Raw genomic sequence first — 25,854 nt, forward strand, 5'->3', positions numbered from 1 at the left:
CTCATGGTCCAATTCAATGATTGGTGCGACTCCGCCGACACGCCCGTAGGCAATCACTACCTTCGAGTCATGACGGGGCGACCAGCGGACTCAGCGACCGGCGTACAAGTTACTGCGACCGCGGTGCCGGCCCACTACGCCGCCGAGGAGCGTATCGCCAGCGCGCTCGCGAGGCTGGGTAAGCCCGCTGCGGCCAAGATGATCACCGATCTTCTCCCGCAAACGCCGCAGATCCGTTCGGGCGACCTCGGCGAGATCTACGCGACGGAATGGATCGACGCGCACAGCGGTTATCGCGCGCCCATCAAGCGGTTGCGCTGGAAGGATCACCGCAACATGGCGATGCGCGGCGATGACGTCATCGGCATGATCCTCGATCCGGCGACACAACGTCTCCGCTTCCTGAAGACGGAAGCGAAGAGCCGCATCGACCTGCGCGCCCAGACGCTACAGGAGGCGCGAGCCGGCCTCGACAAGGATAGCGGCCTGCCGTCGGCGCATGCGCTGTCCTTCATATCAGCCCGGCTGATGGAACTCGGCACCGACGCGCCACTCGTCGATGCGATCGACGAAGCGCTCTATCGGCACGGCATCCCGCCCGAGAGCGTCAAACATCTCCTCTTCACCTTCTCCGGAAACTCGCCGCAGGCGCTGCTGACGCAGGCGCTACAGGCCTACCCTGGTCCGATCGGACAATGGGGAGTTGGTCTGCACGTCGACGGCCATGCCGCTTTCGTCGGGGCCGTCTACGCTCAGGTTATCGCCGATGCCAACCAGCCCTGAAGCGATCATAGCCGCCATCGCCGACGCGGCATCGACGGGTTTTCGCGGCAGACTTATCGCACAGGGTCAGGCGCGCGCCATGATCTGGCGTGATGGCGTTCTTCCCCCTGGTGCACCCGGCTTCTCGCCGCAGCTCAGTTTCCATCTTCACAGCTACGCATATGGCTTGCTTGGCTTAGGGCTGCGCCTCCTCGAACTCGACGGCGACTCGAATCAGGCGCGGATCGCATTCGAGCAGGCGGCGACCGCGCTTGAGGCCGTGATGGCCAAGGGCAATCGCGCCGAGCCAGATCGCAACTTCCACTTCATCATGGCGGCCGCGAGCTATCATCTCGCGCACCTGTCTGCTCGTGCCTATTCGCTCCTCGCGATCGTGGCGGCCGAGGAGAATTTCTCTCCAATCGAACAGGCGCTCGCCCTGTTGATGCGTCGAGACATCACCGAGCTGCGGGCGCGCGTGTATGCCTTCCGCCTGAATGGCCGAGGATCAGACACGACCATCGCGGCGCTCTTCCAACAGCGCCTTGCCGAGCCCGCCGCCGACGGCGCGCCGGAACGTGACGGGCATGACTTCCTCTTCGAGGGCCTTGACCTTGCACTGACCGATGCCTTCTTCGGTGCCTTCGCGATTTTCTTGCTTGCGCTTGATCGAGGCGAGCGAGCCCTTGTCGATCGTGCAATTGCACAGCTCCGAGAAAGTCTCGACATCTGCGCGGAATTGAACCTTCTACCGCAATGGTGGGTGCATCGAGTCGCCATCCACCTGCTCTCCGATCTCTGGTCGAACACCTTCCACGAGAAGGTCCCGCTGTTTCCCGCCGGTGGCGCCGCCGCTTCATGGCCCAGCCTACGCGAGCTGTTCATCGCCCTGCTCGCTCGCCGCTCCAGGGCCGAGGTCGACTTGTGGCCTTCGCAAACCGAGGCGGCCGTGCGCGCTGTCGATCAGACCGACAATCTCGTCGTCTCGTTGCCGACCAGCGCCGGCAAGACCCGGATCGCCGAACTGTCCATTCTGAGATGTTTGGCCGGCGGACGACGGGTCATGTTCGTGACGCCGCTTCGCGCCCTCTCTGCTCAGACCGAAACCACGCTCCAGCGCACCTTCGGTCCGCTCGGCAAAACCATCTCCGCACTCTACGGCAGCATCGGTGTGTCCGGCTTCGATGAGGACGCCATCCGCGAGCGTGACGTCGTCGTCGCGACCCCCGAGAAACTTGACTTCGCGTTGAGGAACGATCCATCGCTACTCGATGACGTCGGACTTCTCGTATTCGACGAAGGGCATATGATCGGGCCTGGCGAGCGCGAGGTTCGATACGAGGTGCAGATTCAGCGCCTGCTGCGTCGCCAGGATGCCGATCAACGCCGCATCGTCTGCCTCTCGGCGATTCTTCCTGACGGAAACCAGCTCGAGGACTTCTCTGCGTGGCTGCGCCGCGATCAGCCTGGCGGCTCCATCAAGCACGACTGGCGCCCAACGCGTCTGCGCTTCGGCGAAGTGACCTGGAGCTCGGCGACGGCGCGCCTTAATCTTCGCGTCGGTGAGGAAAGGCCCTTCGTGCCTCGATTCCTCACTGGTGTGGCGCCACCGCTGTTCGTTCCGCCAAAGAAGCTTCGGACTCGGCTCTTCCCGGACAACCAGCAGGAGCTGAGCCTTGCCACCGCTTGGCGGCTCGTCGGCGATGGCCAGACAGTGCTGATCTATTGCCCAGAGCGCCGGAGCGTCGAGCCGTTCGCCAAGGTCATCATCGATTTGCACTCGCGCGGCGCGCTCGGATCTTTGCTCACCGTCGATCCCGCCATGCTACAGACCGCGATCGCCCTCGGCGAGGAATGGCTCGGCCCGGACAGCGACATCCTTAAATGTCTGCGCCTCGGCGTAGCGCTTCACCATGGGGCCTTGCCGACTGCGTACCGCAAGGAAGTCGAACGTCTCCTGCGCGAAGGCGTGCTCAAGGTCACGATCTCATCACCGACCCTGGCCCAAGGGCTGAACTTGTCGGCGACTGCTGTCATCATGCATTCGCTCTATCGGCACGGCGAGAAGATCAAGGTCTCCGAGTTCAAGAACGTCATCGGCCGCGCCGGTCGCGCCTACGTCGATGTCGAAGGCCTTGTTCTCTATCCCATTTTTGCGGACGCAAAGAACAAGAAGCACAACGAGTGGGTCGCACTGATCGAGGATCTCGGCGCCCGCGAGATGGAGAGCGGCCTTATCCAGCTCATCCTCTCGCTGCTCAGGCGGATGCACGCGCGCCTTGGTGGGAATCTCGACCAGCTCATCGAGTATGTCGTCAACAACGCAGCGGCATGGACCTTTCCGGAAGTCGCCGGCGAAAAGGCCGATAAGCGCGAGCGGGCATTGAACGAGTGGGAACGCCATATGGCGACGCTCGATACCGCCATTCTCAGCCTTATCGGCGAGGCCGACGTGCCGGATGACCAGATCGAGACCGCGCTCGACAATATTCTTCAATCTTCGCTCTGGCAGCGTCGCCTGCTTCACGTGGACGATGCGTCGCGCGTCGCCTATCGCGCCACGCTCCTCACGCGAAGCCGGTACATCTGGGCAAATTCGACGGCCGCGACGCGACGGGGCTACTTCCTGGCCGGGCTTGGCCTCGAAGCCGGTCACGCTCTCGATGCCATCGCGCCCGAGGCCAACGAGCTCCTCATCCAAGCCAATGCAGCGTTGATGGTGGCAGACCATGAAGCGGCGATCGCGGCCATCATCGGGATCGCCGAGCGGGTCTTCGCCTTCTATCCGTTCGAGCCCGACCCATTCCCGGCCAACTGGCGGGATATCCTGCGCTACTGGTTGCTCGGGCAGCCACTCGCCGCGATGGTCGCCGGTCAGGAAGCCGAGGCATTGCAATTCATCGAGGGCGGACTGGTCTATCGCCTACCTTGGGCCATGGAGGCGTTGCGCGTCCGCGCCGCCGCCAATGGTGATGTCGTCGGCGTGTTCAGCCTGGCACTGGAAGATCATGAGCTGGGGTTAGCCGTGCCCGCTGTCGAAACGGGCACCATGAACCGTTCCGCTTCGATCCTGATCCAAGCTGGCTTTAACTCGCGGCTGGCGGCGATCAAGGTCGTTACCGACACCGGAGCCACCTTCACGAGGGGCGCGGAACTACGTGTTTGGTTGCGCTCGCCTGGCCTCGCGGCCTGGTCGGCCCAACCGAATTGGCCTACCGCCGAGACCCGCGCGATGTGGCTCGAATTCATCCAGGAGTTCGCCCCGGCCGACAACCGGACCTGGGCGCGGCGTGACTATCTTGGAAACGTACAGTGGTTCGCCGCCCCCGCGCCGCCAGGCACGCCCGTCGGCCTCTATCACTGGAATGGACAGCCGCTCGTGCTAGCGCCCGACGGGCATGCGATTGGGCAATTGCAGCACCCGCTCAACCCAAATCGGCGCGGTCTCGTGCGAGTAAGTGTCGCCCAGAATGTTGTTCAACTCGACCTGAGCTATCTCGGCCCCGACGATTTGTGGGCGGTCTAGGTTGCATATGACGAAGCCGCCCGCATATTTCGGTGCCTGGGGCAACGTGCCCGTCGATGATGATGTGCGACCGTTCAGCATCCTTAATCCCGAAGGAGGTAATGCCAACCGCAATAACCGCCGGCATCACTTTATCTCGGCCGTCTATATGGACGGCTTCGCGGATGAACGCGGCCGAGTACAGGTCTACCGATGCGAGGCGCCCGAAGACCCGCATCCGATGAACCCGCGGGCGATCGGATTCGAGCGAGACTATTATTCCCAGAAGCTGCCCGAAGGAGGTCAGGAGAACCATCGCTTCGAGGATTTGTGGAACACCATCGAGACTGTATGGCCGGAGACGATTAAAGCGCTCGCAGCCCGCCGGCTGTCCCCCGCCATTTCTTTCAACGTCTTGGGCATGCAAACGATCATGCGCGCTCGCGTTCCTGCGACCCGAGACCGACATGCCCTAATGATTGAGGCTAAGCTCCGCAGCGAGCACAAGATCGCTGAAGAGATCGGCGCACTTCCTCCGGAACTTGTGCGCTACGCCGGCCAGTTCGATACAGTGCCCATCGGAATCAACCCGCACGAAACGCTGTTGGCGATGATCGGCGAGTTCAAGGAATTCGGCGATCTCTGCTTTCGGCTCGGCTTCGAGGTGCTCCACAATAAAACCGACACGCCATTTCTCACATCTGACAATCCTGTCTGCACCTACAATCCGAGCCATTCGCTCCATGAGCGCATGCCGTATGACCATTCTGGTGAGGTCGAGTTGGTTTTCCCAATAACCGCGCGAATGCTCGTGCGGGGAACTAGCAAGCGCGGCCCAACGAACATGATCTCGCGTCACCGCAATCTCTCGGACGCTCGCAAAGTGCGGCAACTCAATCGGACGATCGCGCAGTTTTCCTATCGCATGACGATTAGTCAGGATCGGTCGAGCGACGACCTGATACGCGCCCACGCCGCACTTGTGCCGACCATCACCACGGAAGTGCGCCGGCGTGAAAAGGAGGTGCAGATCATATGTCGCAACGTCTTCGGCCCTCGGCCGGTGTTGTCGCAATATATCGATACGCCAGAAAAGGCGGCGCGGCTCGAGGCCAAAATGGCGACTGCTTTACCCCAGACAGACCCGCCGTCCGGCTGAGCGATGTTGGCGTCCCCCCGCGGCAATCCCGCACCTGCCATTTGCGGCGGACCCGCCGGCGTTCAGCACCCGCGATAATCGACGTCCTTGTTAAACGGATACCCAGCATTCCGGCTGTCCGCCCGGCTGGACCTTTCCGAAGACGAAACCTTCCCACGATCTTCGCCGGGCAGATTTTCGATAAGTAGACCCTGCATTTTTGCGACCGTGTCTGCCGCTTCGAGATGAGCTACGGCGACGTATGGCTAGCGATCTGCGTCGACGCACCGGCATTCGCGGACACCGATACCAACATTCGCTACGAATCGATATTTGGAGCGGGTGAAGCGCTCCGATTCAGAATCTTCAACCTCACTTTCCCAGCAAAAACAACAACATATGCAAGTCGTCCGGTTTTCATGTTGGACGTCTTGTTGGACGTTTTATTAGACGCTTTTTGCGTTACGAACTCAGGAACCGGCGATATCGCAAGAATAGCTTTGATCAGGGATAGCCAACCGCCCGGCAGGCCTGGATCAACAGAACCACAGTTCCCGAGAATGCCGAGGCTCCGACAACGAACAGCACGAAACAACGCTTCGCAACCGCCTTGCCGTCAACGATGACATCGAATGAATTCGGCATCGCCCCTCTCCGTCTCTTGTTAAGTCTGTGGATCATCCCCAAAGCTATAAGCCGAGTCGCAACCGCGCCGCCCCAAGCTTATTTCCCAGCAAATTAGGGACTCGTTTACGACTCAGGGACGGTCAACGTCGAGCGCCGGACTGCCCCGCCCGAATCGGATATCCGAACGGGCGACAACCAAAAAATTGATGGTTTCCCATTCGAGCAGGTTAGGAAGAGCTCCGGGTGGCCGCTCAAAACCTCCGGATTCTATCGAGTGGTAGGTTCAAATCGGGGATCTGCAAACAGCTCAAATTGCTGTTCGAAGCAGCGGCTTGAGCATCCGCTCAACGTTGGTGGACGACGGTGTTCAGCTCGGAAGGCGAGAAATCTTGTAGTGTTTTCAAGGGCCGCTCTGACATTTTCGGTGTTTTTGGCCCCTTAAGAGTCGCGCACCCCCTCGTGTCCTGCGGCGGACCAGCCAGCTTGGCCGCGACGTAACTCGCGACCATGGTCCTATCGAACAGCCTTGCCGCCGTGCCGTCCGGCGGGAGCAGTTCGTCCAACAGGGCCATCATCGCGTCGGCGACTCCCGTCAGATAGGTAGACATGCTACTTGCGCTCAACGATCAGAAGAACGCATTCGTCCTTCCCGATGTTTGTGACCTTGTGGGTACTGTTCGCGGTGTTGAAGCCCGCTTCTCCCTTCTTGCGAACAAGTTGGCCCATTTTGCCGCCTGGTAGCTCCCCCTTGAGCTCGCAGTCGGTCAGGTTGTAGTTGACGAGGTCACCCTGATGGGTATGCCAATCGTCGCTCTGACCAGCCTTCCAGGTCGCCAGCATCACCCGAAAATGCTCGTTCTCTGCCAACAGCTTGTAAATGTCCGGCGACGCCTCATTTGCGTGAAGCTTCGCGGACGCTGGAAGCTTGTCTTCGGCTTGTGCGGCAGGAGTAACCCCGAGTAGCGCCACGGACAGTATTGAAAGCAAAAGAGCACCAGGAAAATTCGGCATTGGACCCTTCTTCCCGCTGTGTTGATCGACTGAATTGCTTTTCGACGATACGCAGCCAATCAGGCTGCTTCATCATGTTGCGCACGCTTCTGCGCCAGCACTTCGGCCCTTGAAGCAGAAACGACCGGCGCATCCTCCCCCTGCCGCTCGACTTCCTTCTGAGCCCGCCGCCCCGCTATCACCCGATCTCCCGGCGTCTTGTCCAGCACGAGGCGCGTCACGTCGGGCCTTGAGTAGTGCCCGGCGGGATCTGCGGCGGTCTTTGCCAAGGCGATCATTCCGAGATCGATATCAGCGTAGACGATGCCCTCCGTGTTTTCCGGCAAGGGTTCATGCAACAGTTGACCATCAGGCGCATAGATTCGCGCGAAGCCGCCGCCCTCGCGCAGTAGCACCTTCTTGGTCTCGTCCGTGCAAAGTATCTCCACCATCTCCTTCGAAACCGTGGCTGTCGGTGCGATCACAAAGCAGCCGCCCTCAACGGCATAAATCTGGCTCGCCGCGGTATTGACCTCAGGGCCGAGCGCGTGGGCAGCGCCACGATAGATTGAGAAACTGGGCCATGAAGCAATGTGCACCTGCTCGTTCTGCGCGTACATCGCATATTTCGAAAGCGGCTGGAGATGCTCCCAGCAGCACAGCGCGCCGACGCGACCGAGTGGTGTATCAAAGACCGAAAGATCTCTGCCGTCGCCTTCGCCATACACGGTGCGCTCGACATGGGTCGGCTTGAGCTTGCGGCGAAAGGCTATGGTCTCACCGTCCGCTCCGATGATCCACTGGCCCATATAAAGGCTGCCACCGTCCCTCTCGCTGTGGCCCATGACAACCATCATCTTGTTGTCCTTGGCGGCCTTCGCGAGCCGTTCTGCCGCGGGAGAACCGTAGGCAAGCGAGTTGTCGAAATAGCGTTGGACAAACTGCATTCCCCACGCTGGGGAATCCAGCCAGATATGCCACGGATAGCCGGGAATGAAGGTCTCTGGAAATGCGATGAGCGACGCCCCGTGGCGGGCAGCCTCCTCGATCAGGCTGATGGCCTTGTCGACGGTACCGTCGAGATCGAGGAAAACGGGCGCAGCCTGAATGGCGGCGGCTCGGAAATTTGGGTGCATGATCGCCATGGCAGTTTCTCCCGTTCAGCAAGATGGCAGCCGAGTTCGATGGCGTTCGCCAGGTTGCGCAGTCGGCTCTGCGCATCATTCCCAACTCAACCGGTTTCCATGGACATCATACAGTCACCTCGACTACGCGCTTGCTTCCACGTCTCGCCAGTCTTGATCCTCCATCCCAAATGAGCAGTTTTCGATAGACAAGCAGGCGGCCCGTGCTACGCTCGATCCATGCAGAAGTGCTGGTCCACCGATACGTTGGCGGAGCATGAGAGGCTGGCCTACTGGGTAGAGGCCGTCTGCGACACTTACGTCCAGCTGGATTGCGACGCGCCTGATCGCGAAGCGCCTTTCCATGGCACGATTGAGCTAGAGACGCTTGCCACCCTTGGGCTTTCACGAGTCACGGCTGCGGCCCAGGTCGTGCGGCGTACACCGGAGAAGATTGCGCGCGCCACGGAGGATTACTTCCTGGTCAGCATCCAGACGGCCGGGCGCGGCACTGTTGTTCAAGATGGTCGAGCTGCCGAGCTCGGCCCGGGCGATTTCGCACTCTACGACTCGACAAGACCCTACGATTTGATCTTTGAGGGCAATTTTCAACAGTATGTGCTGCGCCTGCCGGGGCAGGTGCTGCGCGCCCGGCTGCGCAACGCCCATAGCTTGACCGCGCAGGCCGTGTGTGGCGCGCGTGGCGCTGGACATCTGATGATCTCGATGATCAACGCACTGGCAGCCGACATGGATACGCTGGAGCGGAGCTCATTCGCAGCGATTGCCGAAAGCGTGGAAAACATACTTGTCGCCGGCCTCTGCTCACTTCCGGGTGCATCCACTCCGGAAGCATCCTGTGCAACGGCATTTCATCGCGATCAGATCAAGGTCTATGCCCAGGACCGCTTGCGAGATCCACGCCTTTCGGTCGCCAAGATATCGGCTGCGCTGCGGTTGTCACCCAGTACGGTACACCGCGTCTTCGAGGGCGAACCGCAATCGCTGAGTAGCTGGATCTGGGCTCAACGACTGGAGGGAGCAAAGCGAGACCTCTGCAATCCGTCGCTGGACAAGCGCACTGTCAGTGAGATTGCCTTTTCCTGGGGCTTTAACGACGCCGCGCATTTCAGCCGAGCGTTTCGGTCGCGTTTCGGCTGTTCGGCTCGCGAGATGCGCACTATATGCGCCGCTGCCGACAAGGCCCCCGTACCCAGCCCCAAAACTATCTAGCGCGCTGGTTTCAGAAGGTTTTGCCTCGTGCCAGTCTCATCGGGTACGGTGCCACCCGTCGCCAAGTCCCGAACCTTGAGTTAGCCCGGTATTAACTGCGGCGATAACAACAACCGCGGCGATCAGCAGCATTCCGGTTCCGGCCACGAATGCCGTCGTGTAACCGTAGGTCAACGCTTCGCTTGCTGTCGCCACAACACCCGCATTGCCGTGCTTCAACGCTTCCTGGAGAACCTCGGCTGCTTCGGGCACTCGGCTATTGGCGGCCGCTGTTGAGATGGTGGCCAGCACAGCAACCCCGAGCGCTGCGCCGATCTGTTGCGCGGAGTTGAGCAAGGCTGAAGCGATCCCAGCTTGCCCGTCGGCGACGGCCCGAACCGCAGTGAGCGTCATCGGCATGAAGCCCATCCCCAAGCCGAAGTAAGTGACAAAGAGCGTTGGCAGGACGTGCGCAGCATACGACGAACCCACCGTGAGCGTTGAGAGCCAGTACGTGCCCATAGCGGCGATCAGCAAGCCCGGGACCGTCACGGCACGCGGCGAAAAGCTTTCGACCAACTTGGAACTGATGCCCGCTGATAGAACGATACCGACGCTGACAGGCAATGAGGCCAAACCGGCCATCACAGGGTTGAACTGCAAGACTTGCTGCATGTAGAGCGTCAGCAGATAGTACGTGGCCAACAGCCCACCGCCGATGAACAGCACGGCCGCATAGGACCCCGAACGGTTCCGGTCACGCAGCAGGCTCAACGGGAGGAGCGGGTTTTTGCTACGGCTCTGCACCAGCAAGAACAGGCTTCCCAAGACACCGGAAAAGATGAAGGCGCCGACGGTTAGTGCATCACTCCAGCCCTGCTCTCCAGCGCGGCTGACGCCGTAGGTGAGTGCGACCATGGCGCCGGTTCCGCTGACAGCTCCGGGAAGGTCGAGCCGTCCGATGTTGCGCGGCCCGTCGACCAGGATTCCCGTTCCGGCAAGCACGGACAGACCGATCGGGACGTTGATAAGGAAAACCCACCGCCAGCTCAGCAACCCGGTGAGGATTCCGCCAAGCAGGATCCCCACCGTCATACCCACCGCTGACATGGCAGCATAAACGGCCATCGCACTGTTGCGAGACTTTCCCTGCGGAAAGTTCGTGGTGATCAAAGCCAACACGTTCGGTGCAATCAGCGCCCCTCCGACGCCCTGGAGGCCACGGGCGGCAACCAACAGCTCCGCATTCGGGCCAACAGCACCCAGCAATGAGGCAAGCGTGAAGATCAGAATTCCGAACCGCAAGACCCTCCGCCGCCCGAAGAGATCACCGATCCGCCCGCCGAACAGCAGGAGAGAACCAAAGGCCAGGACATACGCATTAATGATCCAGGGCAGCGTCGCCGCCGAGACAGCCAACTCGCGCTGGATGCTCGGCAACGCAATATTCGCAATCGTGTCGTCCAGCACGAGCATAAGTTGCGCGGCCGCGACGACGATCAGGGACAGCCCAAAGCCAGTCTTGCTTGCCTGGGGGGAGACTACCGTTGACATTGATGAACTCCTGATAAATTGGGAAATGCGAAGCGTCGATCTACATCGCGTGGATCACGCCCGCCCGGAGACCAACGGCAGCCAGCGCCATCCAGACAGCCATGGCCATCATCATCAGGTTCTCGGTCAAGGAGATGAATCCAAGAGGCACGTTGCTCGACCCGCCCACGCAAGCGCACTTGAGCTCGCGCTTGTCGATGTAGACGGCTTTGAACACCGAGACGGCACCCACCGTGCCGATGAACAGGGCGATCGGAACAGATAGCCAGGTTAAAGCACCGGCTACCATCAACAGACCAGCAAGTCCTTCAGCGAACGGATAGATGTAGCTGTATGGCACCCAACGCCTGCCCAGCAGATCGTAGTTCAGGAACATGGTTGAGAAGGTCTCGATGTTCTGAAGCTTGAGCAACGCGAGCACAACCATCGAGAAACTTATGAACCACTCCGCCGCCCGAACGGTAAGCGCGCTTCCTGTCGCGGCGTAGCTGGCAGCCAAGGCCGTCAATGCCATCATCGCGAACAGAGCAACGACGGGCCGATAGCTCGTCGCCGTCGGGTCCGCGACTGATTTGCCAAGGAATTTGCGTAGATCATCGTGGCCGCCAACTCGCTGGCCGGCGATGAAAATCTGGGGGGTGGTTGCAACACCATGTTGCGCTTTGAAAGTATCGGTATGTCCGCGGGTCGTGAGGTGGTGATCCTCGACTTGATAGCCCCAGCGCTTCAGCAAGTCCTTGGCCTTAAGGCCATACGGGCAAGCATGGTCAGGCGTTACCATGCGGTAGATGCTCGCTTTTTTGGACTTCATTGCATCGATAGACAGGGCCGACACTGTACGTCTCCTTGATCTTGTGAACTGGTCGGCGCTGATATAGCTTCCGTACCATGGTACAGAGTCAAGTGGCCAAAATGCTGACCATCGGCAAGTTTGCTGACGCCGGAGGGGTGGGCGTCGAAACAATCAGGTTCTATCAGCGCAAGGGTCTACTCAAGACACCCACGCGCGACAGCGGAATCCGACGATACGAAAAGGAAGACGTGCGCCGCCTGCAGTTCATCAAGCAGGCGCAGGCAGCAGGGTTCACGCTTCAGGAGATCAAGGAGCTCCTGGAGCTCGATGCCGGTCAAGATCGCAAACGAGCTCGCGAACTTGCCAAGACCCGCATCAAGGCTCTCAATGCCAAGATTGCTGACCTTCAACGGGCGCGCGATGCGCTTCAGCGGTTAGCGAGAGTGTGCGGCGAAGGAAGCTCCGGGCCATGCCCTATCCTGGCCTCGTTCAAGGTCTGAGGAAACTGATTATCCGACGCGCGGCTTGCACGTTGCCTTAGGACGATTCCATCGATCACGTTACCAGCCCAAAATGCAGTGAAGATAGTCAAGGCTGTTCTTCCTATTGCCGGGACACGTGTTCCCACACATTATGGATGAGCGTCTTTCGATCGGCATCAGTCCAGACTAATGTTCAGGGACTTCACAAACGGGCCCCAATATGCAGTCTCGCTTTTCAAGAATTCTTCGGTCTCGGATGCGTTCATAGGAGCGGGTATTGCTCCGAGATCAACGAGCCGCGTCCTCGTCTCCGGATGATTCACGGCATATAGAGCTGCAGCCTCGAGTTCGGTCCTTACTGCCGCCGGCACTCCAGCGCGAACATAGACGGCAAACCAGCTCATATTCACGAATTCCGGAAGACCTGCTTCTGCGAATGTTGGGATGTTCGGTAAGGCCGGCACCCTCGCATCGCTGGTAACCCCTACGGGACGAATCGTCTCCGACTGTACGAGACCGATTGAGCCCGGCACATTGTCGAACATCATTGCGATCTGCCCAGCAATAAGATCTTGCAGCGCTGGTTGTGAACCGCGATAGGGCACATGAACCATTTCAACCTTGGCAAGCTTCTGAAAGAGCTCCGCCGATATGTGCATGATCGTGCCTTTTCCTGCACTCCCAAAACTGTAACGACCCGGACTCGCCTTAAGATAAGCAATTAGATCACTCAGATTCGTGACCGGAACGTCACGATTCACGACGAGTATGTTCGGAACGTAGGCAATGTGGGCAACAGGACTCAGATCTCTATCCACCGCGTAGTTTAACTTTTGAAACAGAAAGCTGTTGAGCACGAGCGTACTGACATTGCCTAGCAAGAGCGTGTAGCCATCTGCCGCCGACCTCGCGACCTCACCCGTACCGATCGTGCCGCCAGCACCAGACTTGTTCTCTACCACAACCGATTGCTTGAGATAGTCACCCATATGGCGTGCGATCAGTCGCGCGACTGCGTCAGTCGACGCTCCGGGAGCATAAGGGACGATCATCCGAAGGGGACGCTCCGGAAACTTTCCCTGCGCCCAAGCGGTTCCAAGTCCGACAGTCGCGGATGCCGTTAGCGCTAGCGCATCGCGCCGGGTCAGGACTCTCAACGACATTTTGCGCCCCCTCATCGTTAGCGAACTCTCACTTTGATCAGGCGCATTCCGCCAAAGCGCCGCCACTCATCATTTTGAGCAGCGCTCGTTCGCCCATCGCCCGCAGGTGAGCGGCAGTGAATAACGGTCCTAGATCGTCGTCATCCACGCTAGATTGATGCTCAAAGGAAACATACGGCACAATCAAAGAAGCTGCGTTTCATATTTGGTTCGCACCGCGGCGATGAAGCGGATGGACGCCACTTCAATTTTAAGTTCGGATTGATCGCTACTGGTCGAGAATCGAGTCGAATTTCTCCGATCGCTCACAGTTGACTTCACCGTGTGGCATTGACTTATAGTCCTTGCGTCTCGTTGTTATGGTGGTGATGGACATTGTTGGGCGAGCACAATGTCCTTCAGGCTTGAGGGTCGCTTGACGCGAGTTTTTGCAACTCAGGTTGTCACCGAATACATGGACGCACTCAGCCAGACCTAAGAAATGCCTTTCAGCGCCGCCTCAAGAAGCGAGGCAATCTCCAGCAGACGCCGATCGGCGTTCCTACGGCCGATCAGCATCATGCCGATCGGAAGGCCAGCAACAGGTAGCGGCAATGAAATCGACGGACAATCCAGCAGGTTCGCAACGCGCGGGTTTCGCAACACGAGTCCATTGAGTTTGTGGAACTGAGCATCTTCTTCTATCGCTGAGAGCAGCGGCGCGCGTATCGGGGATGTCGGAAGAATGAAGACATCGTCGTTCGAGAACGAACTCTCAAAGGACCGTATGGCGAGCTCACGCAATCTCGTCATATGCACATAATCGACCGCGTTCACGCCGCCGCCTGCTTCGATACGGACCCGGGTCTTCGGATCCACGCCCTCTAGGCTCAGGAGTCCAAGACTGCGCAAGGTCGCGCCAACTTCGATCGATGGAAACGTTCCGATCCTGTCGATCGCTGCTATATTGTCGAGTGCGGCATCGATCGACCCGTTCTCGATCTGGACGCCGCATGAGCCCAGTAAGCGCAACGCGTCCTCGAACGCAGCAAGCACGTCCGGCTCGCACGAATCGAAAAGCCGACCGCGGGCTACGACCAAGCGAAACGTACCAGAAGCGGCAGTCCTTAGCCCAGATTCCGCCGTACACCCAGACAGCACTTGGTCGGCCCTGGCGCAGTCCAACACGCTCAAGGCAGTCGGACCGATCGTGTCAAGGCTGGAAGACAAAGAGAAAGCTCCAACCGTGGAGACGCGGCCGCCGGTTGGCTTGAAGCCAACCGCGCCGGACAGAGCGGCTGGAATTCGGAGCGAGCCGCCCGTATCGCTGCCTATGGCAATATCGGCCATATCGTCGATGACCGATGCTACCGCCCCCGACGACGAGCCGCCTGGCGCCCGATCGCGATCACGGGGATTGCCCGGCGTCCCATCATGGGGATTGGTCCCCAGAGCCGAAAACGCGAACTCGGTCATTTGCGTCTTGCCGATAATCACCGCACCTGCCGCTCGCAAATGCCTCACCACGAGAGCATCCTCGACCGCAGGTAATTGCGCGCGCAGTACGGCTGAACCGGAGGTCGTGACTGTGCCCGCAACATCCAGCAGCGCCTTTACCGAGACGATGCGACCGTCCAGGGACCCGCGCCCCATTCCGGCCGCCATCCGCTCATCGGATTGCTTCGCTTCGTGCCGAGCGTGTTCTTCAAACACTTCCGTAAAGGCGCTGTTCCGGAATGGATCCGGGGTTCGGATGCGTGCCAATGCCTGCTCAAGACGCTCAAGCGAGGAACGCCGCGGCGTATCAGGTGTTCTTGTCATCAATTGACTCCCAATTAGCTCGATCGTGATGCCGTGGGCGGCGCTCGTCTGTGGCTGAAGGCGACCATCCCTCCGTGTCTATCTCGGCGGCCACCGCCGAGCCGTCGCGTGATCCCGAAGATGTCCCTGTGGATCAGGGTTGACCACATTCAACAAGCTCAAAACCGTAATGAAGGTGTTCAGATTTGGCGCTCACGAGCGCGGCGGTTTCGACGTACTGAATTTCAATTGAGCAAAAGTCGTGACCAGCGATTGATGAAGCGTTCAGGAGGAAGCAAGCAATGAATTTGGAAGGTGTAGCAGTCATCATTACCGGCGGCGGTTCGGGTCTCGGGGCGGCAACCGCACGAGCCATGGCGGCAAAAGGCGCGAAGGTCACCGTCATCGACGTCAATCGCGACAATGCCGAAGGAGTGGCGTCAGAACTTCATGGCATTGGCGCTGTCGCCGATGTTTCCGTCGAAGATCAGGTTAATTCCGCGCTCGACAAGGGCGAAACAGCACACGGCGTGGCGCGCGTCTTGGTGAACTGCGCTGGAATTGGTGGTGGAGGCAAACGAACGCTTGGAAAGGCCGGGCCCTATCCGCTCGACCAGTTTGCACGGGTCATCAACGTCAACTTGATCGGCACATTCAATGTGATCCGGCTTGCGGCGGAACGACTTGCTGGACTTCCCCCATTGGGAGAAGAGCGCGGGGTCTTCATTAACACCGCCAGTGTCGCGGCTTTTGATGGTCAGATCGGACAGGCGGGCTATGCCGCATCCAAGGCCGGCATTGCCGGTCTGACCCTGCCTGTGGCCCGTGATCTCTCCCAAATCAAGATTCGGGTAAACACGATCGCTCCGGGTCTATTCCTGACACCAATGCTGATGGGACTTAGTGAACAGGTGCGAGCAAGCCTCGCCGAGCAGGTACCCCATCCTGCTCGGCTCGGCAGCCCCAATGAATATGCGGCGCTGGCCGTTCACATCGTTGAAAACGCCATGCTCAATGGCGAAACAATTCGTCTCGATGGAGCGATCCGGATGGCGCCGAAGTGAGGTTTCTGACCTCGCCGCCGGCGCCATTCGCACTTGCGCGCCACAGCCGGACTGACCTCTCTGCTTTCCGGCTGGGCCACACACCCATCTCGCTCAATCCCTGCCTGCAGCCAGGATGGCTTGTGCGAGGAGTTTCGGGTTGGAAAAGCAGAGTTCGTGACTACCGCGCACCTGGACCAGGCGGAACAGTCCCAGCTTCTGCGATAGCCGCGGATGCCAGGGCATTTGATGCGGAAGCGCCGTATCCTCGGTGGCGTTGATATAGGATTTTCCGATCTGCATCTCGGCCGGATTCTTCTTGAGCTTGATTTTGTCCTTGAAGGTTGCGTACGGCTGCGGGTTCAACAAGTTGAATGACTTTTCGGCAGTCGCGAGATCTGCATCGTTGATAAAGAGCTCACGCCAGACTGGAAACGGTAGCACGATCCCACCGTCGCTTCGCTGTGTCGCAATACTTTCGAAGAAAGCGACACTCTCCGGCGGCAACATGTCCAACAGGGATTCGCCATTGTTTGGAACGAACGCGTTCCAGTAGACGAGGCGATGCAGCCTCTCCGGGACCTCGTCGGCTACACCGGTGATGATCATGCCGCCATAACTGTGGCCGACAAGAATGACGTCCTTTAGATCATTCTTCGCCAAATATTCGACGATCGACTGAATGGCTTCTTGCAGCCCCGTTCGCTTCGAGTCTCCCGACTGATTGCCCTTTAGCGTTGGCGTATGAACAGAGTGGCCAGCGGCTCTAAGGAACGATGCGGTCTCCTCAAGCTCCCGGCCCGTATGCCAAGCGCCATGAACCAGAACGAACGGCCGCGATGGAGCCGCCCTTACCTCTTGAACTCCAATCACACTGACCGCGGCAACGGCTGCGACGCCTGCCAATACTGAACGCCGGCTTGGTACACTCATTACTTCCTCTCTGGTTGAACATCTGACAACGCTGCCTACTCTGAATCAACGGCAGGCTAAGTGCGCTGTGATCGGATGATTTGCTCTTAGAACTCGCACCGCTCTCTTCGAAAGGTCACTTGTGAAATTTCGGAAGTGTGGGAGATGACGGCGCGTCCGGCCCCCACAACCGAAAACTTAAATTCGCGAAAACGCTAAAGCCTTTGGTGATCGTTGCTGAATCTAGGCCGGTTATCGGCGTACCGCCCGACGCGCGGGCAGAGACTTCGTCAAATGCCCACACGTTCAAAGCCGCCGGTCCGAAGTTGTACCCCACCAGACCGCCGGCGGCCCAGACGTTGTACCGGTTGACGTTGATGGCACCACCGTAGAAGGCACTGGAGGTATCGTCGCTGACCTGGCCCACGTAGTAGCCGACCGGACCAAATGTCCAGTTGCCGATAGTCTTGGCCGCGGTGAATTCGGCATGCAGCACATCACCGCTCTTGTAGCCGGTGATGGTATTCTTCGTGTTGAGTTCCTCATAGAAATTGGCGGTAAGGTTCCAGCCATCCTTCAAGTAGGAGACGATGAACTCTGGCTGAAAGGTCCACCAGGGATTGCCGACGTTGCCAAGCCCGTTGAACCCGGTTTTCGTTCCGTCCGGCACATACATCCCAAGGCCGGCCTTCACAAAGAAACCGCTATCGCCCAACTTCCAGCTAAGCTCGGCTGGCACAACGTAGGTGTTGTGAAGGCCCGACATCTGCGCATTCACTGGGCTGCCAACGCTGTCCATCACATATGGTTGGACCAGTACCGCTGTGTAGGTCGCGCCGAGGAAACTCCAGCCCGGAACGAACAAGAAGCCGTTTGTCGCGACAGCCGCCTGCACGCCGGTCTTGTTGCCGGTCGGGTTAAGAAGCGCATTCCCTGGCCCCGTCAGGTTGGCCTGGTAAGTGAAGACCTGATTGAACATGTATATTCCGGGCGGAGGATCTCCTGCGGAGCCGCCGATCGTGATGCCCGCCTTCTGCGATGCCGGCGCAGCGCCGAACTCATACGCGCCTGCATTCGTGGACACCGCAACAACAAGTGCCACACCAACTATCAATGCCGATCTCGAAATCATCTGCCCCCCATTTTGATCCTGATACGCGTGATGCCGCAGCGGATACTGACCGGCACTTCGCGCGTCACATCAGAATTCAAATGGAGCCATGCGACAATGTGTCAGTCACAAACCGTTTGAATATTTTGTCAGTCGTGATGTGAACGATACATGGATATCGGCTTCGATCTCTAAGAGATCAGTATTGATCTCGATCTCTAGCTATATGCGCTCTGAAATATCGCCCGAGAGGCGCCGCGTCTCTCGATGCGAACACATGCCATCTGATATTTGTCTACCGAAGAACTCAACGCCTGCGCTTTCAAACGCGCCGCTCGATCTTGTCGATCATCTCACGCTACGAATTTGCCGTATCGGTCATTCGTTTGATGCGACGAACCGGGACACTTCACACACCGGCTCCGACCGTCCCAGCTTCAAGCAATGGACGTACTGCAGCGATATTGCTGGCTGTTCGCCAGCTCTTGAGAAGTTGCCTGACCCACGCCAGCCGATCTTCGCCACGCGCTTTCGAACGCCATGATCTTGCTATCTCCGCTTTCGCGCCGCTCTGCTCAACAGAGTCTGTCTCGCCTCTTCGCCTCTATAAGCGATCAGAAAAGATAAACTCGTCCGCGTTCAACGACAGAGTTAGCTTCCAGAAATCAACGAGCCGCCATGGCGCGAGTGCGACGACACGGCCTTTCGCGTTCTTGTACCAACTACTGACGCCAGGATGGGTCCATACCAACCTTGCATGCGCTTCATCGACGCGGCGATTATAGTCGTCATGAACGGCAGAACGGACCTCCATGGTCGCATTGCCTCGCTCTATCACTTCACGCAGACATTGCATGATGTAGCGGACTTGCAGTTCGACGTAGAAGAATACTCCACCGCCGTGCGACATCCCTGTATTTGGGCCCCCAAGAATAAACATGTTCGGAAACTCCGGCACCGTCATTCCCATATAGGCGCGTGGGCCTTCTGCTTCCCATACGTCGCGAATTGGCCGTCCGGTCCGACCGGTGATCTTGATGGGCGCCAGTATTTCGGTCGGTTTGAAACCTGTCGCCCACACGATAGCGTCGGCGACGTATTCGTTTCCGTCACTGTCGACCAACGCATTGTTGGTGAGCGCTTTTACGCTGTGATTGATCAGCTCAACATTCTGCCGCTGCAGCATCCTGTACCAGCCGTTGTCGCGCAGCATTCGCTTGCCCCAGGGAGGATATTTCGGGGTTACTTTGGCGACCAAATCGGGACGTCCCTCGAGCTCAGACTCAATGTGGCGGACTAGGTTTTCCCGAACGATGTGACTTTTGGCGTTCATCGAAACGTCGAGATGTGACCAGCTATCGTCGCGCTGGACGAAGGGAAAGGTGATGTCGCCAGTTGCCCAGAACAGAAGAAAGCGTTGCCACATGTTAAAGTACGGGACGTGCTCGGCGGCCCACTTGGTCCCGGAGGAGTAGTGCGTGTGGTAGCTTCCGTTGAGTCCAACCCATCCCGGCGAACGCTGAAATACGAGCAACTTGGAAACCTGGTCGACGATCGCGGGGCCGACCTGTACGGAGCTCGCTCCCGTACCGACAAGCGCGACTCGTTTGTCCTTCAGATCCACCGCATGGTTCCACTGCGCAGTGTGAAACATCGGGCCGCTGAAGCTGCGTAAGCCTGGAAGCTCAGGGATTGATGGACGATTTAGAGCGCCAACCGCGGGGATCAGGGCATTCGCCGAGAGCGTCTCGACCCGCCCAGCACTGTCGCGCACGAGGATTTTCCAGAGTGCGCCACCTTGATCGAAGGTCGCCTCGACGACTTCGGACCTGAAGCGAATATGCCGTCGAAGATTGCGCCGATCGGCGACACGCTTCAGATAAGACAGTAGTTCGTCCCGCAGGCCGAACACGCGCCCCCAATTGGGATTGGGCTCGAACGAATAGGAATAGACGTGGTTCGGGACGTCGACACCGGCGCCCGGATAGTGATTTTCATACCATGTGCCGCCTACCTCGTCGTTCTTCTCGATGATCTCGAACGGGATCCCGGCTTCTTCGAGCATGACGGCCATGCATAGACCGGATACTCCGGCACCGATGATGATAACGCGAAACGCCGCCACGTCTTTCGCAGCCGGCGAACGCCGCCAGCTGGCGGTGCGCGGTCGCCCCAGCGAAGGGGCCGCTTCTTCTGCGAACATTTGTGCATAGTCATCCGGAACGAGGTGATTGACCCCGAGCCCAAGCAGGCGCCCAATCGTCTGGGGTGTAAGCGGCGCCCTACCGGAATCACCACTCATCGAATTCTTGAGCACCGTGTGCAGCGCGCTATTTATCTCGCCACGCAGATCGACCGGTATTGTCTGCATGTGATTCCAGCCACCCTCGATGAATGGCAGAGCCTTGTGGAGTAGGCTTTCATCACCGGAGAGTTGCGAGTACACGAGTAGCTGCGGAACAATCTCCGCATCCCTGAGCGACACTACTAGCATTTTTTCGTTCGCAATCGCCTTGCGGCACATTGCTGATACGTATTCCTGCTCCCCTAACGACCCTAGCGATGCAGCTTGCGCTCTCGAAATGGTCACCTTGTCTCCTGCTTGCATTGTCCGCGACAGCCGACGTACCGCCGATCCCCTCAACCATTCCGTAGAAAGGTGGCTCCGACTCCGGCCTTAAGGTCCGCGTACGCTCTCCAGCCGAACGCATACACCTGGCTTTGGCTCGCCAATGAACTCGATACCCGCACTTTCGAGCGCTCGTCGGATCTTCTCGATGGTCTCGAACTGCGCGTTGATCGGTCCACTCATTCGCTCAAGTCGACGGATGGTCGCAATCCCCACGCCCGCCTTGACTGCGAGTTGATACTGCTCCCAGCCGATCAGAGAGCGCCCTGCTTTGATCTGGCGTGCCCACACGAGCATCTAACGAACCAATTTCACTGCGCTTCGCCAAGGACCGTCTTTTGGTACAACTGGAGGACCGCACAATGCCTCTATGGCCAACATCATCCTCCGCGCGCCGAACGTCGAACACGCTTGCAACGCCGTACCGGCTATTCCCGTGTATCAGCCAGTTACGCGGGATCGAAATAGTGGATCTCCAACAACAAGCAGCCATCCTCCGACTTGAAGGGACCGTGAAATGCGCCCGGTGGCCGACAAGCATATGTAAACGGAGAAAACGGCTGCCCACCGTTTCCTTTATCGTCATTTCCAACCGTCAGATCGCCCGACACCAAGAAGACCTCTTCCCAATATTCATGGACGAATGGAGCCGTCGTGAAGGTGCCTGGGTCAAATTTCAACAGCCTGGTTCGGCTTCCCCGACGATTTACCTCATCGAGCGTACCCGACAGTATCTTTTGCTTGATACCCGACGGATATCCCCCAGGCGTCTCCCACCCAGACTGCATATCCAAGGTATAAAACTCATCATGCGTCTTCTGAACAGCCACCACACACTCCTTTTTGCCACCGGTTCGGTGCTCACACCTTCATTCGCCAACCCTGCGCGCGCAGTGGCTCGACGTGGTATGTCTTCCGGATTGATCGCCCCCGCCGCGGATCGGCTAGCTCCATCTCGAAAGATCCCGACGGCCGAATCTCTCCGTGAACCGCTAGTGTTCCGCAAAACATCAATGTACCTTCCGGGAGCACACCAGTTCCGGCGTAAAGCTCGATCAGCTCGGAAGGTCGACGCATCGCCGCGACGGTCCCCTCCTGATACAACACTCGTTCACCATCACTGATGATGAAAGAGCGCAGGATCAGCTCATCCCAATATTCCCGGAGCTCATCATAGGCCCACAGTTCTGTTGCGATCGGCTTGTCGCACAGTTGCTTTGAGAGCGTGACATCGATCGTTTCAGCCTCGCGATCGGTGTGATCCGAACCGAGCCCGACCCATAGCCTCCCACCCCATTGCAGCAGCACATATTCGACTTCACCGCTTGACGAATTGCCGACGACCTCGACGACCTCGGCAATCGACAGACGCGAGACCGATACCCGATAGAAGATTGGAACGGAGGCTGGTCGCTTTACACCAAGTTTCTCAAGCTCTCTAATATGCGCTTCGAGCGCGTCACGATCTCTGCCAGTCCACCCAGCAATTACGCAGCTTCTAACTTCGACTTCGTGTTTTTCCCGGCTATCACTACCGGTAAGCCAAAGCGCGAAATTCTGCCGCACCAATCCCCTCGCAACTTCGCTCATCCTAATTGCTCCGCACGCTCTAGGCTCGCTAGCATCGAAATCTTCATCAGAAACTTTCGCGCGAGTTCTCGACTTGCCGCAGTCTGGCGCATCTCATCGCGGAATCGCACCTGGTCCTTGGTATCCCGCGCCTCGAGATTGCGCTTATTCTCGATCGTCTGCTTCTGGACGTGCTCAAGGGTTACCAACCGGCGTTGAAGGTCATAGCGATCAAGCTCGGAGGCATCGGCTTCATCTCGCCAAACCTTCGCCAGCCGACTACAGAGATTGATCGCGTCGTGGATACCGCCGTTCATTCCCATCCCGCCCAGTGGATTGTTGATATGAGCGGCGTCCCCCACCAAGAAGACACGCCCCTTCCTGAACAACGACGCAACTCTCTGGTGCACGCGATAGAGCGTCACGTGGTTGATCGGAGACCCTGCCGCGGCCGGAAACTGACGACTCAACGTTTCGGCTGCATACTCGCGCGTCGAAGCGTCCTCATCCGCCACTTCCGGGGCGATCGGGAACATGACGCGCCACATGTCGGGCACTTTAAGCAGGAAATGCCACTGGATCGGATCGGCCACGTAGCTAACGGAAGCGAGGTCTGGGAACAAGCGCAGAAAATCGAATGAGGTTGAAACAACCAAGAATCTTTCGGGCCATGTGAATCCTTCAAAGGCCATATCGATCGATTTTCGTACCGCGCTTTTTGCGCCGTCCGCACCAATCAACCAGAGGCCCGCCCGCCGTTCCGTGGACCCATCGGGCCGAGCAATGCGAACGGAAACCCCAGCGCTATCTTGCTGAACTTCTTGTACTTGAGCGTCAAATTCGATTGTAAGGTTCGGATCAGACGCAAACCGTCGCGCGATAATGCGCGTCAACTTGTACTGCTCGCACTGCAGCCTGTAGGGATGCTGAGTCAGATCGGCGATATCGCCAAAATCGAAGTTCGCGATGGCTCCATCCGCCTTTGTCCGGTATTGCACAGTCGGCGCAACTAGCCCCTGATCGATCAAGTCGCCCACAACGCCAAGTTTGCCCAGCATATCGAGCGTCGGGGGATGAAACGTCGAGGCGCGAGATTCCGTGCTCAGACCGGATGCAGCTTCGAATACTGTGACGGGGATTCCCGCGGTCGCCAGGCTTGCGGCCGCGACGAGCCCGACCGGCCCGGCTCCTGCGATGAGAACTCGCTTGTAATTGTTCGCTACCACCACAACCTCGTTGACCCCGGTGCTTTGGCGCCCTGAGAACGCGCCGCCCCACGCACTTCACCCGGGACCGTTAGCCTTGCCAACTTCCAAATCTGCACCGCATGTTTTCATCTTTGCGTGCTTCCGGCCTCCATGGGGCTGAAATAGTTATCTCGTCGGGTTCAGTCCGAGAGAAGGGTTTAATAGAATGGTCGCGGCAGGTCATGATCCAAGGAATCAGCTCAAGACATTTGCGCTTCCGCACTCGACCTTGGCCGACAATCTTCGCATCACCACGACGCGCTTCCCTGAACTAGCCGCCATCGCATTTCTCGGACGGTCGATCTCCTACAGAGAGTTCTACTTACAAGTTGAGCGGCTCGCTGGCTGGTTGCAAAAGCGGGACAATCTGAAGCGCGGCGATCGCGTCGCGCTCTTTATGCAGAATTCCCCACAGTGGCTGATTGCTTGTTATGCGATCTTCCGCGCAGATTTAGTCGTGGTCCCCATTAGTCCGATGAATCGCGAGGCGGAAGTCGAGCACTATCTTCGCGATAGCGGTGCCCGCGCTATGTTCGTTGCTCAGGATCTGGCGGACATCGCGATCGCCGCAGCCAAGGGCTCGGATGTTGGCACGATGATCGTGGCGACGTACTCCGATTACCTTCCCAAGGATTCCGAGTACACCCCTCCCGAGTGGCTCACCATACCGCGCAAACGGGTTGATGGCTGCATGAGCTGGTCCGACATAATGGGCGCGAATGTGTTGCCAGACGCTCCCCTCGCAAGCGCGAGCGATATCTGTGCCTTGCCGTATACGTCAGGATCCACCGGCAAGCCAAAGGCGTGCATGCATACGCATGCTAGCCTTGGACACAACGCCATGGGGCTCGCCTTCTGGCACGGGTTGCGTCCCGGAGATGTCGCTCTTGGCGCGGCTCCGATGTATCACGTGTCCGGCTTCAATCACGCAGTGACAAGCCCCATCTATGCCGGCGCCAAGGTCGTGATCGTGCCGCGGTGGGATCGTGATCTTGCAGTCCGGCTCATGGCCGACCATGGCGTCACACATGCCTCACTCGCTCCTACCGCAGTTATCGATCTCCTAGCCAGTTCCCGACTCAGCAAGTCCGGCCTCTCGCGGCTCAGGCGCATTACGTCGGGTGGTGCGGCTATGCCGGAAGAGGTCTGGCGCCGATTGCGCGATCAGTTGGGGCTTGCCTTCGTCGAAGCCTACGGAATGACCGAAACGGCCGCCACGACGCATTTGAATCCGGTCGAAGCGCCCAGGCCGAAGTGTCTCGGAATTCCCTTCTTCAATACATCCGCTCTTATTGTTGATTCCGAAAAGGGACGGGAGTTGGCCGCCGGCGAGATCGGCGAAATTGTTGTTCGGGGACCCCAGCTTTTCAAGGGGTATTGGAACCGCCCAGACGCGACGCGCGAAGCCTTCATCGAGATCGATGGCAAAGCCTATTACCGCACGGGCGATATTGGCTACCAGGACGCGGACGGATTCTTCTACATGACCGATCGCGCTAAGCGGATGATTAATGCATCCGGCCTCAAGGTCTGGCCGGCGGAAGTCGAAAATGTCCTCTACGAGCACAAGGACGTCCTTGAAGCTTGCGTGATCGCGGTGAAGGACGGTTATCGCGGCGAAACGGTGAAAGCCCTGATCCGGTTGCGCGACGGCGCGCGTGGCTCCGTGACGGAAAGTCAGATCATCGAATGGTCGCGCCAGAAAATGGCGGCGTATAAGTATCCAAGGATCGTCGAGTTCGTGGAAATGCTGCCCAAGTCGCCAGCCGGCAAGATCCTCTGGCGTGAACTGCAGGATCTCGAGAACGCAAAGGAATTGGGGCTACCATGAACGAGATGTTAGCCCTTTCAGGCCCGGAGGAAGCGTTTCGGAACGCGCTCAACGCGGGCAAGTTCGTGATCCAGCGTTGCACGAGCTGTAACAAGTCGGTCTTCTACCCCCGCTCGGTCTGTCCCCATTGCGGCGACATTAAGCTGACCTGGTTCACGCCATCCGGCGATGGCCACGTCTATTCGACCACGACTGTCCGTCGAAAGGCCGAACAAGGCGGCGACTACAACGTTTGCATTATCGAGCTCGCCGAGGGTGTTCGGCTGATGAGCGCCGTTCGCGGGACAACTGCAGACAAAATTACCATCGGCATGAAGGTCCGAGCCAGGGTCGTGGAAGACAATGGTAAAGGCCTGGTTATCTTCGAGGCAAAGTAGGCGTCC

23 protein-coding genes are annotated in these 25,854 nt (G+C 58.6%); 8 read left to right on the top strand and 15 right to left on the bottom strand.

Annotation, left to right across the window (positions count from 1 at the left end):
* Window positions 1-3 precede the first annotated feature (3 nt).
* The 3 genes from JQ617_RS23715 to JQ617_RS23725 are packed head-to-tail and all read left to right on the top strand — an operon-like array spanning window position 4 to window position 5,426.
* Complete coding sequence (locus JQ617_RS23715; RefSeq protein WP_212028386.1) at window positions 4-783, top strand: Hachiman antiphage defense system protein HamA; 780 nt, start codon at window positions 4-6, stop codon at window positions 781-783.
* Entirely contained in the window at window positions 767-4,288 is a 3,522-nt protein-coding gene (locus JQ617_RS23720; RefSeq protein WP_212028387.1) for a DEAD/DEAH box helicase, read from the top strand. Before JQ617_RS23715 ends, JQ617_RS23720 begins: the two co-directional genes overlap by 17 nt.
* Window positions 4,289-4,295: 7 nt before the next feature.
* Complete coding sequence (locus tag JQ617_RS23725) at window positions 4,296-5,426, top strand: DUF4238 domain-containing protein (RefSeq protein WP_212028388.1); 1,131 nt, start codon at window positions 4,296-4,298, stop codon at window positions 5,424-5,426.
* Window positions 5,427-5,909: 483 nt separating this feature from the next.
* On the opposite strand, the gene JQ617_RS23730 is transcribed toward JQ617_RS23725, so the two are convergent.
* From JQ617_RS23730 to JQ617_RS23745, 4 genes are all read right to left on the bottom strand, one after another.
* Window positions 5,910-6,050 carry a hypothetical protein gene (locus JQ617_RS23730; protein ID WP_212028389.1) on the bottom strand — a complete coding sequence of 47 codons (141 nt, stop codon included), beginning with the start codon at window positions 6,048-6,050 and terminating at the stop codon, window positions 5,910-5,912.
* Window positions 6,051-6,376: 326 nt separating this feature from the next.
* Window positions 6,377-6,640 carry a hypothetical protein gene (locus JQ617_RS23735; protein WP_212028390.1) on the bottom strand — a complete coding sequence of 88 codons (264 nt, stop codon included), beginning with the start codon at window positions 6,638-6,640 and terminating at the stop codon, window positions 6,377-6,379.
* A gap of 1 nt (window position 6,641) precedes the next feature.
* Window positions 6,642-7,043, bottom strand: a complete 402-nt coding sequence (locus tag JQ617_RS23740; RefSeq protein ID WP_212028391.1) for a cupin domain-containing protein — start codon at window positions 7,041-7,043, stop codon at window positions 6,642-6,644.
* 59 nt (window positions 7,044-7,102) lie between these two features.
* Window positions 7,103-8,167 carry a carbon-nitrogen hydrolase family protein gene (locus tag JQ617_RS23745; RefSeq protein WP_212028392.1) on the bottom strand — a complete coding sequence of 355 codons (1,065 nt, stop codon included), beginning with the start codon at window positions 8,165-8,167 and terminating at the stop codon, window positions 7,103-7,105.
* A 219-nt stretch (window positions 8,168-8,386) separates the two neighbouring features.
* On the opposite strand from JQ617_RS23745, the gene JQ617_RS23750 reads away from it, so the two are divergent.
* Complete coding sequence (locus JQ617_RS23750; protein ID WP_212028393.1) at window positions 8,387-9,379, top strand: AraC-like ligand-binding domain-containing protein; 993 nt, start codon at window positions 8,387-8,389, stop codon at window positions 9,377-9,379.
* A 36-nt stretch (window positions 9,380-9,415) separates the two neighbouring features.
* Here the strand turns inward: JQ617_RS23750 and JQ617_RS23755 are convergent, their stop codons facing one another.
* Together JQ617_RS23755 and JQ617_RS23760 are read right to left on the bottom strand one after the other, a co-directional pair.
* A complete protein-coding gene (locus tag JQ617_RS23755; protein ID WP_212028394.1) occupies window positions 9,416-10,912 on the bottom strand; it encodes an MFS transporter in 1,497 nt (498 codons plus the stop codon).
* 40 nt (window positions 10,913-10,952) lie between these two features.
* Window positions 10,953-11,723 carry a MauE/DoxX family redox-associated membrane protein gene (locus JQ617_RS23760; RefSeq protein WP_212028701.1) on the bottom strand — a complete coding sequence of 257 codons (771 nt, stop codon included), beginning with the start codon at window positions 11,721-11,723 and terminating at the stop codon, window positions 10,953-10,955.
* 77 nt (window positions 11,724-11,800) lie between these two features.
* Between JQ617_RS23760 and JQ617_RS23765 the strand changes: the two genes are divergently transcribed.
* Window positions 11,801-12,205: a MerR family transcriptional regulator gene (locus tag JQ617_RS23765; RefSeq protein WP_212028395.1), complete on the top strand. Its 405-nt coding sequence runs from the start codon at window positions 11,801-11,803 to the stop codon at window positions 12,203-12,205.
* A gap of 158 nt (window positions 12,206-12,363) precedes the next feature.
* Here JQ617_RS23765 and JQ617_RS23770 read toward each other — a convergent pair whose 3' ends face one another.
* Together JQ617_RS23770 and JQ617_RS23775 are read right to left on the bottom strand one after the other, a co-directional pair.
* Window positions 12,364-13,365, bottom strand: coding sequence for a Bug family tripartite tricarboxylate transporter substrate binding protein (locus JQ617_RS23770; RefSeq protein ID WP_349630640.1), 1,002 nt, complete (start codon window positions 13,363-13,365; stop codon window positions 12,364-12,366).
* Between the two features lie 459 nt (window positions 13,366-13,824).
* Window positions 13,825-15,150, bottom strand: coding sequence for an amidase (locus JQ617_RS23775; protein ID WP_212028397.1), 1,326 nt, complete (start codon window positions 15,148-15,150; stop codon window positions 13,825-13,827).
* Window positions 15,151-15,431: 281 nt separating this feature from the next.
* On the opposite strand from JQ617_RS23775, the gene JQ617_RS23780 reads away from it, so the two are divergent.
* Window positions 15,432-16,193 (top strand): SDR family NAD(P)-dependent oxidoreductase, encoded by a 762-nt coding sequence (locus tag JQ617_RS23780; RefSeq protein WP_212028398.1) that lies wholly within the window; start codon window positions 15,432-15,434, stop codon window positions 16,191-16,193.
* Between the two features lie 93 nt (window positions 16,194-16,286).
* Here JQ617_RS23780 and JQ617_RS23785 read toward each other — a convergent pair whose 3' ends face one another.
* The 7 genes from JQ617_RS23785 to JQ617_RS23810 form a co-directional block, all read right to left on the bottom strand.
* A complete protein-coding gene (locus JQ617_RS23785) occupies window positions 16,287-17,105 on the bottom strand; it encodes an alpha/beta hydrolase (RefSeq protein ID WP_212028399.1) in 819 nt (272 codons plus the stop codon).
* A 115-nt stretch (window positions 17,106-17,220) separates the two neighbouring features.
* Window positions 17,221-18,186 (bottom strand): SphA family protein, encoded by a 966-nt coding sequence (locus JQ617_RS23790; protein WP_212028400.1) that lies wholly within the window; start codon window positions 18,184-18,186, stop codon window positions 17,221-17,223.
* 613 nt (window positions 18,187-18,799) lie between these two features.
* Window positions 18,800-20,785 carry a flavin-containing monooxygenase gene (locus tag JQ617_RS23795; protein WP_212028401.1) on the bottom strand — a complete coding sequence of 662 codons (1,986 nt, stop codon included), beginning with the start codon at window positions 20,783-20,785 and terminating at the stop codon, window positions 18,800-18,802.
* 87 nt (window positions 20,786-20,872) lie between these two features.
* Window positions 20,873-21,121 (bottom strand): helix-turn-helix domain-containing protein, encoded by a 249-nt coding sequence (locus tag JQ617_RS40370; RefSeq protein ID WP_349630641.1) that lies wholly within the window; start codon window positions 21,119-21,121, stop codon window positions 20,873-20,875.
* A gap of 152 nt (window positions 21,122-21,273) precedes the next feature.
* Window positions 21,274-21,654: a cupin domain-containing protein gene (locus JQ617_RS23800; protein ID WP_212028402.1), complete on the bottom strand. Its 381-nt coding sequence runs from the start codon at window positions 21,652-21,654 to the stop codon at window positions 21,274-21,276.
* A gap of 31 nt (window positions 21,655-21,685) precedes the next feature.
* Window positions 21,686-22,414, bottom strand: a complete 729-nt coding sequence (locus JQ617_RS23805) for a DUF2848 domain-containing protein (RefSeq protein ID WP_212028403.1) — start codon at window positions 22,412-22,414, stop codon at window positions 21,686-21,688.
* Window positions 22,411-23,619: an FAD-dependent oxidoreductase gene (locus JQ617_RS23810; RefSeq protein ID WP_212028404.1), complete on the bottom strand. Its 1,209-nt coding sequence runs from the start codon at window positions 23,617-23,619 to the stop codon at window positions 22,411-22,413. Before JQ617_RS23810 ends, JQ617_RS23805 begins: the two co-directional genes overlap by 4 nt.
* Before the next feature lie 187 nt (window positions 23,620-23,806).
* Between JQ617_RS23810 and JQ617_RS23815 the strand changes: the two genes are divergently transcribed.
* Entirely contained in the window at window positions 23,807-25,471 is a 1,665-nt protein-coding gene (locus JQ617_RS23815) for a long-chain-fatty-acid--CoA ligase (protein WP_212028405.1), read from the top strand.
* Window positions 25,468-25,848 (top strand): Zn-ribbon domain-containing OB-fold protein, encoded by a 381-nt coding sequence (locus tag JQ617_RS23820; RefSeq protein WP_212028406.1) that lies wholly within the window; start codon window positions 25,468-25,470, stop codon window positions 25,846-25,848. The genes JQ617_RS23815 and JQ617_RS23820 overlap by 4 nt, the downstream gene beginning before the upstream one ends.
* Window positions 25,849-25,854: the final 6 nt, after the last annotated feature.

The organism is Bradyrhizobium sp. KB893862 SZCCT0404, from assembly GCF_018130885.1.
GTDB classification, from domain to species: domain Bacteria; phylum Pseudomonadota; class Alphaproteobacteria; order Rhizobiales; family Xanthobacteraceae; genus Bradyrhizobium; species Bradyrhizobium stylosanthis.